The organism is Paenibacillus sp. Soil750 (genome assembly GCF_001428045.1).
Taxonomy (GTDB): domain Bacteria; phylum Bacillota; class Bacilli; order Paenibacillales; family NBRC-103111; genus Paenibacillus_E; species Paenibacillus_E allorhizoplanae.
The window spans coordinates 56814-70910 of record NZ_LMSD01000015.1; the positions used below are offsets into that span (position 1 = coordinate 56814).

The 14097-nt window shown below is 47.2% G+C and carries 12 protein-coding genes; 11 read left to right on the plus strand and 1 reads right to left on the minus strand.

From position 1 onward, the window contains the following. The first annotated feature begins 44 nt into the window (after positions 1-44). From ASL11_RS18350 to ASL11_RS18400, 11 genes are all read left to right on the plus strand, one after another. Positions 45-1481 carry an ABC transporter substrate-binding protein gene (locus tag ASL11_RS18350; protein WP_056617794.1) on the plus strand — a complete coding sequence of 479 codons (1437 nt, stop codon included), beginning with the start codon at positions 45-47 and terminating at the stop codon, positions 1479-1481. An 89-nt stretch (positions 1482-1570) separates the two neighbouring features. After that, a complete protein-coding gene (locus tag ASL11_RS18355) occupies positions 1571-2470 on the plus strand; it encodes a carbohydrate ABC transporter permease (protein ID WP_056617797.1) in 900 nt (299 codons plus the stop codon). Between the two features lie 17 nt (positions 2471-2487). Then, the gene (locus ASL11_RS18360) at positions 2488-3348 is read left to right on the plus strand and encodes a carbohydrate ABC transporter permease (protein ID WP_056617800.1); all 861 of its coding nucleotides are present in this window, start codon (positions 2488-2490) and stop codon (positions 3346-3348) included. A 29-nt stretch (positions 3349-3377) separates the two neighbouring features. Further along, entirely contained in the window at positions 3378-4346 is a 969-nt protein-coding gene (locus tag ASL11_RS18365; RefSeq protein ID WP_056617803.1) for a GNAT family N-acetyltransferase, read from the plus strand. Beyond that, complete coding sequence (locus ASL11_RS18370) at positions 4346-5050, plus strand: PIG-L deacetylase family protein (protein ID WP_056617806.1); 705 nt, start codon at positions 4346-4348, stop codon at positions 5048-5050. The genes ASL11_RS18365 and ASL11_RS18370 overlap by 1 nt, the downstream gene beginning before the upstream one ends. 102 nt (positions 5051-5152) lie before the next feature. Next, positions 5153-6292, plus strand: coding sequence for an exo-beta-N-acetylmuramidase NamZ family protein (locus tag ASL11_RS18375; protein WP_056617808.1), 1140 nt, complete (start codon positions 5153-5155; stop codon positions 6290-6292). Between the two features lie 33 nt (positions 6293-6325). Continuing rightward, the gene (locus ASL11_RS18380; protein ID WP_056617810.1) at positions 6326-7240 is read left to right on the plus strand and encodes an N-acetylglucosamine kinase; all 915 of its coding nucleotides are present in this window, start codon (positions 6326-6328) and stop codon (positions 7238-7240) included. Between the two features lie 26 nt (positions 7241-7266). Next, the gene (gene nagZ / locus ASL11_RS18385) at positions 7267-8889 is read left to right on the plus strand and encodes a beta-N-acetylhexosaminidase (protein WP_056617813.1); all 1623 of its coding nucleotides are present in this window, start codon (positions 7267-7269) and stop codon (positions 8887-8889) included. A 771-nt stretch (positions 8890-9660) separates the two neighbouring features. Next, positions 9661-10731 (plus strand): serine hydrolase domain-containing protein, encoded by a 1071-nt coding sequence (locus ASL11_RS18390; protein WP_056617817.1) that lies wholly within the window; start codon positions 9661-9663, stop codon positions 10729-10731. Positions 10732-11014: 283 nt separating this feature from the next. After that, on the plus strand, positions 11015-12205 hold the full coding sequence (locus tag ASL11_RS18395; RefSeq protein ID WP_442953072.1) for an anhydro-N-acetylmuramic acid kinase: 1191 nt from the start codon (positions 11015-11017) through the stop codon (positions 12203-12205). Between the two features lie 128 nt (positions 12206-12333). Further along, the gene (locus ASL11_RS18400; RefSeq protein WP_056617820.1) at positions 12334-13158 is read left to right on the plus strand and encodes a tetratricopeptide repeat protein; all 825 of its coding nucleotides are present in this window, start codon (positions 12334-12336) and stop codon (positions 13156-13158) included. A 265-nt stretch (positions 13159-13423) separates the two neighbouring features. Here ASL11_RS18400 and ASL11_RS18405 read toward each other — a convergent pair whose 3' ends face one another. After that, positions 13424-14020, minus strand: coding sequence for a hypothetical protein (locus ASL11_RS18405; protein ID WP_056617822.1), 597 nt, complete (start codon positions 14018-14020; stop codon positions 13424-13426). Positions 14021-14097 lie beyond the last annotated feature (77 nt).

The window sequence follows — 14097 nt, forward strand, 5'->3', positions numbered from 1 at the left end:
TTGAGCTACAATCAAGGATCCCTAACCTAGGAGGTTTGTTTTTCATGAAAAGAAAAATGCCCATATTAGCTTCTGTCGTAGCTTTAACAATGGCTCTAACAGCTTGTGGCAATAATTCTGGTACGAAAGAAACGACTACACCAGCAGGTTCAACAGCTCCTGCAGCTACGGCCAGCACTGCGAAAGACACGATCACAGCCTTGCTTCCTCCGGTTTCACCGAACTATCAGAAGAATTTCGAGCAAATTTCCAAAGATTTCACGGCGCTATATCCGAATCTTACGTTGAAAATCGAACCAGCTAGCTGGGAAGATGTGAAACAAAAGCTAGATACACAAGTGAATGCAGGTAGCCCGCCGGATATCGCTTTTGGTGGATCTGATGGCATTCCGAAGTACATCGAGCAAGGTTTGTTGATGGATATTACGAGTACAGCAACGCCTGAAATGATTAGTGATTACGATAAAGCTCCACTTGAATATATGAAGAACGGCAAAGGCTTGTACGGCTTCCCAGCTTATATGGAAGTTCATGCACTTGGCGGTAACAAAGAGTTCTTAGAGAAAGCCGGCATTGATTGGAAAAAAGTACAGACAAACGGTTGGACGTACGATGAATTCCGTCAAGCCATCAAAAAAGGCGTAGTAACTGAGAATGGTAAGACGAGATATGGCTTCGTATTCGCGGTAAAAGGCGTAGCCGCTGTTGATTACCTAGGGATTATGGCCAAAAATGCAGGCATGCCGCATGCGTTTAATAAAGACTTGAAATATGCGTATACTAGCAAAAACTACTTAGGCTTGCTGAAAGATCTTCGTGCATTGATTGACGATGGTTCTATGCCGAAAGAGCTTAGCTCGGTTGATGCAGGTAAACGTTGGAACATGTTCTTAACGGGGCAAACGATGATCACAGGTAAAGGTCTTGCTACATTCGAGAACTCTGCAAAAACGAATAACGCTAAGATTAAAGCTGCTGACGGTTCCGCGGTAAAAGACAGTATCCCAGTTGACTATATCGTATTGCCAGCGCCAACGTTCCAAGGTGCGAAGCCTTCTGCTGCAACAGTTGTAGATGGTTACATGACGTTCCGTGGTAAAAAAGAACCGACTGCAGAACACAAAGCAAATGTCGTAAAAGCGGCTTACTTCCTAGCTAGCGGTAAGGTTGCAGCAACGACGAACAACGATTTGTTCGCCGCACATATTACGCAAAGCGCTAAAAAAGAAGCAGCTAACATGAAAATTGAAAGAAACCCTGACAACGTTGCAGCTGTAGACAATATGCTTAAAAATGCAACACCAGCTCGCTCTGACATTCCATCTGAATTGTCTGCTAAAGCGATTAAGCTAGAAACAGAAGTGATCGTTCCTAAATTCCAAGGTCTAATCGCAGGTGAGGTTACACCTGAAGCGATGTATGAAGCTGTTAAAGCGGCTGCCATTGCTGCCTTCGGTGCTGACGGAATCGTTAAAGACTAAGAATAGGGTATACACCTCGGATAGTCGGGCAGAACATTGCACGACTATCCGAATCATTTTAAGCAAGTTCGAAAAGAGGGTTGGATTGTATGGCTGTAGCTAAGTCGATAAAACGAAAAGGAATTAAGGGAGATGGCGCCTGGGGATATATCTTTATTGCTGTGTCCTTACTAGTGTTTGCCATGTTCACCGCCTACCCGGTCGTAAGCGCGTTCATCATTAGTTTGCAAAAGTACAAACCATTAGGCTCCACCTATGTCGGCTTTGATAACTATGCAAGCTCATTGAAGGATGGCCTCTTCTGGCAAGCCATGAAGAATACGCTTGTGTATACGGTTTTGACTGTACCGGTTAACCTGTTTCTCTCGATGGCGATTGCAGTCTTGATTCTGCCGCTTAGAAAGAAAACACAGTCCTTTTTTAAAGGTATTTACTATTTACCTGTTGTAGCTTCAGGCGTTGCATTGTCTGTCGTGTGGCTTTGGATTTTCGATCCTTTAGAGGGTGGAATTCTAAATCAACTTATTCATTTCTTTGGTTTTGAGAATCAGAACTGGCTGGGTTCTAGTAAAACAGCTATGTTTTCATTGGTATTCATGTCGTGGATGTCCAGCCATGGTACCAGCATCATTATTTATTTGGCCGGCTTGCTCGGAATTGATGATACGTATTATGAAGCTGCTGAGATTGATGGAGCGAATTTTCTCCAAAAGCTTTGGCACATCGTCGTTCCTAGTCTTAAACCAGCTACCTTATTCCTGTTAGTAACTGGTGTGATCGGTTCCTTCCAGGTATTCCAGAACGCTTATCTCATGACAGGTGGCGGACCTAACAATGCAACGACGATGGTGGGGTTACTCATCTTCAACAATGCATTTACGTATTTTGAATTTGGCAAAGCAGCGGCACAATCTCTGATTCTAGCCGTTATCATAGCAGCAGTATCGGTTGTTCAATTTAAATATGCGGGGAAAGACGTCGAGTATTAAGAAGGGGGAGATAACAAATGTCTTTATATAGTAATCATGCAGGCAATCCAAAAGTAAAAACAATGCGTAACTCAATCATTTTTATCGTCCTTCTTCTTTTTGCTCTGGCGACGATTTTCCCGATTTACTTTATGTTCATTTCTGCACTTGGAGATCCTGTAGAAGCTGGTGCGGTAAGTTATTCGATTTTCCCAACCAAAGTTTCCTTTGCTTCCTTTAAGTTCTTCTTTGATTACAGTGAGTACTCCTATCGTTGGTTATTGAATTCACTCATCGTGGCTGCAACGGTAACGGTCTCGAATGTGATTTTTGCAAGTATGGCAGGGTATGCCTTCTCGAAGCTTCGCTTCAAGGGTAGAGGCTTCCTGTTCGGATTGTTACTAATGTCCATGATGATTCCTTATCAAGTTACACAAGTTCCATTGTACATTCTGGTTGTGAATGTATTTAATTTGCAAGATACGTACAGTGCTTTGATTATGCCGGGGCTAGTAACCGTGTATAACATTTTCTTGGCGAAGCAATTTATGAGCAGTATCCCGAACGAGATTATGGAAAGTGCCAAAATTGAAGGATGCAGCCAGTTCCAAATCTATATTCGGATCATTTTGCCACTATCCAAAACGGTTATGGCAGTTATGGCAATTCTGACTTTTATGGATAGCTGGAACACGTTCTTCTGGCCGCTACTTGTTACGAATACGATGGAAATGCAGACGATTCAGGTTGGTCTCAAAAACTTCCGTTTTGCCAACACGACGTATATCGCGCCAATGATGGCTGGGGCAACAATCTCAGCATTACCTATGTTTGTTCTATTCTTTAGCCTACAAAAGTACTTCTTGGAAGGCGTAACTGTAGGTGCAGTGAAGGGCTAATCTCGGGTCCAAAAGGAGGCAGCTGCATCATGCTAGTAACATGGGATGCTTCCTATCGGCGTGACGTCATCGCGTTATGGAATGAAGCCGCGGTGAAGGATGGCTATAAGGAGCTTACTGAACAAAGCTTTGATGGGATTTTTGCGGGAAATCGTTACTTTGATAAAGATGGTACGTTTCTTCTACTAGCCAATGATAAGGTCATCGGTTTTGCCTGTGGATGTACAGGAGATGATCTTCCGCTTGGCGATGTGGCCGGATATATCACATGTATCGTGTTAGCGAGCGGTTTTGACACCGATGATAACTATTTAATGCTATTAACTGCTTTGGAAGACCGCTTTAAACAGTTGGGTAAAAAGCAAGCCGATATCCTCTTTTTCAATCCGATGTTATTGCCATGGTACATCCCGGATACACCTCAGCATGAGCACAATAATGCCCCGGGTATACCTGTAGATAGTAAGTTATATACGTTTTTGCTTGGTGCAGGCTATTTTGAACGTGCGAAGCAATGCGCCATGTATCTCCATTTGTCAGCGTTTGCGATGCCAGAGGAATATAGCGTGAAAGAAGCCAAAGCGAGCGCCCAAGGGTACACGATCGACATGTTTGACCCGGGTAAGCACGCTGGTGTGGAAGACATGCTGGAGGGCTTTGGGAATCCATTATGGCAAAAGGAGATCGGCGCATCCACGGCAAATGGCGTGCCAGTTGTCATCGCTGCCTATCAAGGCAAGACCATTGGCTTCGCAGGACCCGTCATTCGTCAAGCAAATGGGCGAGGTTATTTTGCTGGTATCGGTGTGCTTCCTGAGCACGAGGGTCATGGGTTAGGCAGTCTTTTATTTTACAAGCTATGTGAAGCGTTTCAGGAAATAGGGACCGAATACATGTCGTTATTTACAGGTATGTCGAATCCAGCCATCCGGATTTATGAACGAGCAGGTTTTCAAACTGTGAAACTATTTGCTGTCATGAGAAGGGAGTTTGCCTAATGAGCGAGCCAAAAATGACCATTCTAGCTATCGGAGGTCACGTCGGAGATGCGGAATTAACAGCAGGCGGTGTATTAGCCCACCACTCTCTGAAGGGTGATCGAATTGTTACTTTAGCGTTAACGGCTGGGGAACGTGGCGTTCCTGCTGGACAAGACATGAAGGAATATCGTGCACAAAAAGTGAATGAGGCTAAAACCTTTGCCGAGATGTTAGGCGGGGATTCCATCGTTTTTGACATTCCAGACGGTGAACTGCAGGATAACGAAGAAATGCGCTATCGCGTATGCGATGTGATTCGTGACGTGCGTCCGAACGTGATCATCACGCATTTTAAAAACAGCATGCATAAGGATCATATGACGACTCACCGTATTGTGAATGATGCACGCTTTTTCGCGGGGCTAGCCTCGTTTGAGAGAGAGAAGCCAGCTCACTTTGCAGCTAAATTGTATTATGCTGAAAACTGGGAGGATGCCGTTGACTACCGTCCTTACGTTTATGTCGATTTCCCTAAAGAGGCGTTTGATCTCTGGGTGAAGGCGGTTTCGACGCATTGGTTCGTGACAGGCAGTAAATCGTTCCAATACTTGGAATACTACAAACATCTGATGCGTGTACGCGGTCTTGAAGCGAGAAAAGAATATGCGCAGACGTTCATGGTTCCTGAAGAAACAATGCGTATTCGTCAATCGGAATTATAAATTTAATATCAAAAACTAAATCATAAAAAATACCAAATGACTGTAACGAGGCTTGAGCTTGTTGCAGTCATTTTAAAATCAAGGCGAGTTGGGGAGGCAGCGATGATCTTAAATGGTATCGATTGTATAGATAAGTATGCTCACTTGTTCAAAGGTAAACGTGTGGGGCTGATTACAGCACCTACGGGATTAAACAAGGATTTTGTATCGACCATACAAATCTTTCATGAGAAGTTCAACCTGGTAGCTTTGTTTTCGCCAGAGCACGGCGTTCGTGGGGATCTAGCAGCAGGTGCGCTGGTTGACACGTATTTGGATCCATTTACGGGAGTTCCCGTCTATAGCTTGTATCGGAAAGATTCCAAACGTCTGACGCAGGAAATGTTGGATGAGGTCGATATCATCGTCTACGATATTCAAGACGTTGGTACCCGTTACTATACTTTCCTGTATACGATGCTTTATGCGTTGGAAGATTGTGCGTTGGCAGGCAAAGAATTTGTCGTTCTGGACCGCATTAATCCGCTGGATGGGGTAACGGTAGAAGGCAATGTGCTCAAAAGCGGCTTCGAATCCTTTGTCGGCAACTATCCGCTCAGTGTACGTTACGGACTGACGCCAGGAGAGGTCGCTATGATGGCGAACGATGAAAAGCAATGGCATGGCAAGCTGCATGTAGTACGCTGCGAAGGTTGGGAGCGAAACATGCTGTTCTCGGACACAGGACGTCCTTGGATTATGCCTTCCATTGGCATTCCTCGATTTGAGACAGCGGTGCTATATCCTGGTACTTGTATTATAGAAGGAACGAACCTGTCGGAAGGCAGAGGAACGACAGTTCCGTTTGAGGTTATCGGTGCTCCGTTCATTGATGCGCAGCAGTTAGCAGATGAAATGAATGGGAAAAAGCTACCGGGTGTCGTGTTCCGGCCTGTCTATTTTAAACCGACTTTTTCTAAATTTCAGGGAGAACAATGTGCAGGTGTGCAAGTTCACGTGCTCGACAACCGTGCGGTTCGCCCCATCGATATAGGGGTTACTTTGATGTACACGATCCAGAAGAATTATGAGCAATTTTCATTTTTACCGCCATTTAAAGAAGGTTCAAGACCATTCATTGATTTGCTTGGCGGCGGCAGCCACTATCGTGAGACTGGAGTTGACGTTCCGGCTATGCTGGAACAATTCCGTGAGGAGAGCCGTGAATTTGCTCGCAGAAAGCAGCCCTATCATCTGTATTAGAGAGCACTAGAAGCAATTGGGAGGTGACGTTACATGAAGAGATATGCAGTAGGACTAGATGGCGGAGGTACGAAAACCGCAGTAACCATCGTCGATGAGAACGGTCTCGAAGTTCATACGTTTACATCGGGAGCTATTAACTATAATGGCCAGGATGAGGCGAGTGTTCAGGCTAGTCTAGCTGAGATTTTTCGGAAAATTGATCGCGTATGCGATGGACTTCATCATTGCGCACAAGTGTGTATCGGGGCGGCTGGCATCAGCAATCCAACGGTCACAACCCGTTTGGAATCCAGTGTTCGGGCGAGTGGCTATGAAGGGCCACTGTTCATAACCGGCGATCAAGATACTGCGCTATGTGGTGCACATAACAGGGAACTGGGGATCATTCTAATCGCAGGGACAGGTTCAATTTGTTATGGCAAAAATGAAGCTGGTGACACCCATCGTGCTGGCGGCTATGGCTACCTCATTGATGACGAGGGCAGTGGCTACAGCATAGGAAGAGATCTGCTTTCTGTCGTTGTACGGGCTCATGATGGAAGGTTGCCTGCGACGGTCATTACAGGAATGGTGTTTGAGCAATTAGGTATGACATCGATTCAGCAAATCATCGGGTTTGTCTATGACAAACAGACCAATAAGAAGGATATCGCTGCGCTTGCACCTATTTTATCCCAAGCATGCGAGCTTGGGGATGAAGCGGCATTGGCTATCGCCGACAAAAGTGCCCGTTCGTTGCTAGAACTGGTTGTACCTGTCGCGGAAAAACTTTCGATGCAGGAAGGCGTTCTTGCGATGGCAGGGAGTGCGCTGCTAAAGAATAGCTTCATACAGACAGCTTTTATTAATGGGCTTAAAGAACGTTATCCAGCTATGACCTGTATAACACCAAAGAGAGATGCCGCTAGCGGTGCTGCGCTCATGGCGCTGAACCGTTTGCAGTGATTAAGTGACAAGGGATGGTAATAAAGATGAGAGAAATTCATGAGATGTCGCTGCAGGAGAAAATCGGACAGATGATTCTTTGCGGATTTGAAGGCACGGAACCGTCAGAATCGCTGGAAACGCTAATCGCGGAACAGCGGATCGGCGGTGTTATTTATTTTGCACGGAATGTACAGAATACCAAGCAGATTGCTACGTTATCCGGCCGTTTGCAGGAAATTGCGGAGCGTAACGGAACGTTGCCGCTCTGGATTTCCATCGATCAAGAGGGCGGCATGGTTGCCCGCATTACTGAGGGGGTCGCTCTCATGCCGGGGTCTATGGCGCTGGCTGCCGGAGATGCAGGTCCAGAGGGAGCGTATGAAGCGTCCTTTATTTCGGGTAAAGAGCTGCGCTCGCTCGGTATCAATCTGAACTTCGCACCGGATCTGGATGTGAACAACAACCCGGATAATCCGGTTATTGGCGTGCGTTCATTCGGCGAGTCGCCGGAGAAAGTCGCTCAGTATGGCCGAGAGGCCGTACGGGGCTTCCAAGACGCGAACGTCGTGGCAACTGCTAAGCATTTTCCTGGTCATGGGGACACGAATGTGGACTCGCATCTGGATTTGCCGACGATTACACATGATGAAGAACGAATTCGCGCGATAGAGCTTGTACCTTTCGTAGAAGCGATTGAGGGTGGAGTCGATGCGATTATGTCCTCGCATATTTATTTTCCAGCATTAGAGTCTAAGAAACTGCCGGTAACACTTTCGAAGACAGTTCTGACCGGATTACTAAGAGAAGAGCTTGGCTATGACGGTGTCATCATGACCGATTGTATGGAGATGCACGCGATCTCTGAGCACTACGGCACAGTTGCCGCTGCCGTCATGGCGGTTGAAGCAGGGGCTGATCTGGTGTTGATCAGCCACCGCCAGGACTTGCAGGTCGGCGCCATTGCGGCGATCGAGCAAGCTGTGCGCGAAGGGCGTATTGCCGAAGCGCATATTGACGCTTCGGTCAAGCGATTGCTCGCGCTGAAAGCTCGCCGCGGGGTTATTGCCGAGCAGCCGCGTGGTGAGGCTGCTCTTGAGGTCGGGACCGCGGCGCATTGCGCGGTTGCCGCGCGCCTCAGCGAGGCAAGCATCACGCTCGTCAAGGACGAGCAGCAGCTATTGCCGCTGCCGCGCGTGCGAACGCTCGCGGTCACCGTGGCCGCAGCCGTTTCGTCGGGCGTCGACGAAGCGTATGCGGGCGTCGCAAGCTTGGGAGCTGCGCTGGCCGAGCACGGCTTGGACGTGATCGATCGCGTGCTCCCGCTTGCGGAGGTGAACGAGCGCCGCGCCGCGGTGGTTGCGGATGCGGCAGCCGCGGAGCAGATCGTCATCGGGACGTACAACGCCCGATTCCATCCTGCGCAGGTCGCGCTGGTGCGCGAACTGCAAGCGCTCGGCAAGCCGCTGGTCGTTGTCGCGCTGCGCGTGCCGTACGACCTGCTAGAGTTCCCGGACGTAGCGACGTTCGTTGCGGCCTACGAAAGCCGACCGCTGGCGCTGCATAGTACGGCGCGTGCTCTGCTCGGATTGGTGACACCGCAAGGTCGTTTGCCGGTGTCGCTTGGCGCTGAGTACCCAGCGGGCTGGAGATGGGAGAGCGGTCAGTGACGTAAGGGGAAAGTCGATTTTTTGCAGAGAAGCTGCTGCGTTTAGTCCGATTTCTCCGACCTAAATTGAGGATTACGAATGTAGAAAGACCATTAGTCCGGTTTTGCCGAATTATTTAACCATTTATCTGGCATGTGCTTGTTTTGGTCGATTTAATTGGGTTATTTAGGACTAAATAAGATTTAATGGTAGCTTCAATTAGATTAATTTGGAAATTTCGGACTATTAGGCTAGTGGGGGTCAGTAAGTCGATTTTTTCGTGTGAAACCTACGACTAACTTACGTGTGCCAATGGAAATTGAAGAGGAATTAGTCGGTGAAACCGACTAACTCGTGCGCAGCAGTGGCAATTGGAGAGGAATTAGTCGATGAAACCGACTAACTTGGGCGCAACAGTGTCAATTGGAGAGAAGATAGTCGGTGAAACCGATTAACTCGGGCGCAGCAGTGTCAATTGGAGAGAAGATAGTTGGTGAAACCGACTAACTCGGGCGCAACAGTGGCAATTGGAGAGAAGATAGTCGGGAGCAGTAGTGGCAATTGGAGAGGAATTAGTCGGTGAAACCGACTAATTCGGGCGCAGTAGTGACTTTGGAGTCTATAAGTCGATTTTATCGACTTGCGGGAGCGCAGAATGGACTTTTGGAGTCTTGTAAGTCGAATATTTCGACTAACTCCTCCTGCAGGGCGCTTTTTAGAGCGAGATAGTCGATTTTATCGACTAACTCACTTGCGAGTTCAAAGAAAAAAAGCGAAGGGAGATCAGCCCGTATGTCCAATTGGGATATCGCTAAGATAAGCAACTTCATCGAACAAGAAATTGCCGCAGGACATCTACCTGGTGCGGTCCTTTATATTGCTCAAAGAGGAAAGGAAGTAATGAAGCAAGCCTATGGGAGTCGAGTTATTCATCCAGAAGCAGCTCCGATGAGCGTAGATACGGTCTTTGACTTGGCTTCCCTGACCAAAGTGGTTGCAACGCTGCCGGTGGTGCTTCATTTAATGGATCAAGGGAAACTTACTTTAGCTGATCCTGTTGGGAGCTTTTTGCCGCAATTTCGCTACTTTCAGGAAGAGCCCATTCGGATTGTACATCTGCTTACACATTCTTCTGGGCTTAGGGCGGATATCCCAGGTATGCGAGGGCTGATGCATCTGTCCCGGGACGAGCTGGTGGATCTGATCTTAAACGAACGTCCGCTTCATCCCCCAGGAACAAAGGTCGTGTATAGTGATATTGGCTTGATTTTGCTTTATCTGATCATAGAATCTGTGACTGGTGAAGCCTTCGACATCTACCTCAAACGGGAGATATTTGAACCGCTGGAGATGACGGACACGGGGTTTTGTCCAAACTTCGCGGAAACGCGTTATGCGGTTACCGAGTTTTCGGAACAGCGTCAAACGTACAAGGCAGGCATTGTTCACGATGAAAAAGCAGAGCTCATGCATGGCATAAGCGGTCATGCGGGTCTATTTTCGACGGTTCTCGATCTAGCGAATTATGCTGAAATGATCCGGCAGAAGGGCGTTTTTAAGGGACGAAGAATTATTTCCAGGGCAGCCATCGAGCTGTCATCCCGTAACTTTACACCGTATGACCAAGAGTTTCGGGGGCTGGGTTGGTTGCTTAGGAATCCGAGAAGCTTCTTGTTTAGTGGTGATTATGTCTCCGGGCAATCATTCGGACATACTGGTTTTACAGGTACAAGCCTGTTGTTCGAGCCTGAGCAGGATCTGCAAGTCATTTTCCTTACCAATCGGGTTCATTTCGGTCGAACGGAACACATTTTACAAATTCGGCCAAGGCTGCACAATCTTATACTTTCTCAATCCCAATAGATTTGTTGAGAATAAAAGGTATTAACCCATAAGCCCTCCCAGGCCATGGTCAGGGAACTAGAATGCTCTATCTTGGAGGGAATAGATAAAATCGTCATCGAGAGGGAACTACAGTATCCTATTTTGTTGAAAACCGTCATAACGTACAAAAATCGACCCGTTAGTGCCTCTACGTTCCCCTTAGGTATCGTTTCGTCCGATTTCGGCCAATTTAGGGCATCTACGTTCCCTTTTCAATGCGTTTGATCTTATTTCAGCAAAAATGAAAGAATGGAGATGAGTTATCGTGTTGCGTACACTTCTGAATAAAACTTCCCTAACTATAGCGGGACTAATGTCAGGCACCTCCCTAGATGGCATTGATGTCGCCATTGTCCACCTCGAGGGCCGTGGTATAGAAACAAGCATCAAGCTGCTTCACTTTGAGAGTCTGCCTTTCGATGATGAGATGCGAGAAAAGCTGAAGCGGTTATGCACGATCGAACATTCCGATGTTGCGCAAGTGTGTGGCATGAACTTCGCTATAGCAGAGCGTTTCGCAGATGCAGTAATCCAAACGGCGCAAGCAGCAAACATAAGCATGGACGACATCGATCTGATTTCGACGCATGGGCAGACAATCTGGCACATCCCAGTAGCGGATGAAGCGGACCGTTTTCTTCCCAAATCAACGTTACAAATTGGGGATCTGTCCGTGATTGCCAAACGAACAGGCAAACCCGTCGTCGGCGATTTCAGGACAGCCGATATAGCTGTTGGCGGGCAAGGTGCGCCGCTAGTTCCTTATGGCGACGATCTCATGTTCAGAGATGCGGATAAAGGCCGAATCCTTCAAAACATAGGCGGAATTGGCAACTGCACAGCACTGCCAGCGGCTAGTGCGGATGGCGGTATGATTGCTTTTGATACCGGCCCGGGGAATATGGTGATGGATCAGGTAGTGTATGAGCTATCCAAAGGGAAGCTTTCATACGATGCCAGTGGCGACTGGGCTGCCAAAGGCAAGGTACATAACGGATTGCTAGCGGACATGCTCGCACATCCCTACTTCCAAGAACCGCCTCCGAAGACAACGGGACGTGAAATGTTCGGGAAAGTCTATGCCTCGGCATGGCTGGTTTCTGCACTGGAGCAGGGGGTTTCGCACGAGGATATCGTGGCGACAGCGACAGCTTTTACCGCACATACGATTGCTCGCGGGTATCAGGAATACATTTTGCCACAGTGTAGCATTGCGGAAGTGATCGTGAGTGGAGGCGGTGCGCATAATCGCACGCTGCTTCGCATGCTTGGTGAACTGCTGCCAGACCAGACCATTCTTACATCAGATGCGCTGGGTATATCCTGTGATGCGAAGGAAGCGATTCTGTTTGCACTGCTCGGCAATGCCTTCATCCAAGGAGAGCCGAACAACGTTCCTGCGGCGACGGGAGCAGAAAGACCGACGATCTTGGGGAAATTAGCTCTGCCATAGGCAATAAATAAGACCGAAGCCAACTGAACATCAGGTGGTCATACGGTCTTTTTTTTGTTTAGGAGAAGTGTCTACTTTTTTGGTACAATGTTAACAACTTACTAGAGTTGTAAAGGAGAGAAGTATGCATGCCGCCTATCCTCAAAAGTATTCTTAAGCTTATCGTTGTAATTATCTTAATTGTTATGGCGTTTCAGGTTAACTGGTTAATTGGGGTAGCTGCAATTGTGGTGATCCTAGGTTATTTTGTTTATGTGAACCGATCTGCTATGTACGCTCAGAGGGGTAATCTGGCCTATATGAAGGGTGATCGTGAGCAAGCGTTGATTTGGATGGAAAAAGCGTATGTCTCGAAAGCCTTTCTTCCGAAGCATCAGATTGGATATGGCTACCTGTTAATGAAGACAGGTGATCTTACCAAGGCGGAGCAAATGTTCGAAGAGGTCCTGCAATCAGCAAAAGCTTCAGATGTTCGTATACAAGCGAAGCTCAATGTGGCCACGGTGTACTGGTTGAAGAACAAGCGGGATGAGGCTTTGAGCATGTTGAAGGAACTAGCAAACGAGGTTAAGAACACGCTGGTTTATGGGAATTATGGTTATTTTCAAATTTTGCAGGGAGACTTGGAAGAAGCACTTACTTATAATCTCGAGGCTTACGCCTACAATGACAACGATATCACCATTATGGATAACTTAGCGCAAAACTACTATATGCTCGGTCGTCTGAATGAGGCAGATGAGATGTATACGAAGGTGATTGCCAAAGCGCCTAAGCACGCGGAGTCCTATTATTTCTATGCGCGAACGCTTCAACAACTCGGTCGAACGCAAGAGGCTCGAGAGCAGATTCAAACGGCACTTGAGAAGGAACTTGCGCTCGTTACGCCTTTAACCAAAGAGGATATTGTGTTATTCGCAAGTGAGCTAGGTGACGAAGCAGTTGAGCAGTGAAAAATAAATGAATTTTAGGGGTTCAATTATACTGGCCAATTTGCCGAGTCTACTTAATTCGAATTTGGTCCGTCCGACGGAGTATCCAGCACTTATATGAGTGAGCTTGAAGTTTCTCTATAGAGATTAATCAACCGTCTTAACCTCCGAGGTTAAGGCGGTTTTCTGTTGTGTGGGAGAACAAGTTGGTGGAAAGAAGAAGACCGCCCTTCTCCTGCTGGAGAGAGAGCGGTCTGTGTGTTTCACGACCAGGTAACCTATAAGGTTACCCTGATATTAATTTGTCTCGATCATAGGAGAGTTGGGATGTGGATGACGCGGCGTTCATCAACTTATTAGCCCAAATGCAGTACCCCATGCCTACGTACGACAATCCCCAGAAGAAAGCGAAATATTTATTATCGGCAATCGGCAAAAACATGGCGAGAATCATAATCAGCATGAGTGCAGGTACCCAACGAGGGAAAACTTTTGCCAAGAAAGTTAGGATCATGAACACCAAAGTACCTCCAAGGAAACCAATCATACCGAACATTCGTGAAATGTTAACCAGCAACCCTTCCGGTTGGACCGCATCTGCGCCGCCAGCAGCAAATTGGGACCACAACATCGCAGTTGTTAGTATATTTCCAATGATGATAGCGAGGATTGTGATGAAACCGGTGATCCCTGTTTCACGGGATTGTACTTGGTAAAAAGCGATGGATCCGACGGACATGAGAATGCAAGCAATTAAGCCTGTCGTCAATTCTTGTGTGCTATCCGTTCCCCAAATTAGCGAGGCAGGGGTCATCCCCATTCTTGCAATTCCTGCTAAAATACAAATCATGCCTAGCCATCTGATAACTTTTTGCTCTGTCATTTTTACTCATCCTCCAATTGGTTAAGTGTGTTGCTCATATGTTTAGATTACTGGAAGGGAAATCACGGAGAATAGAG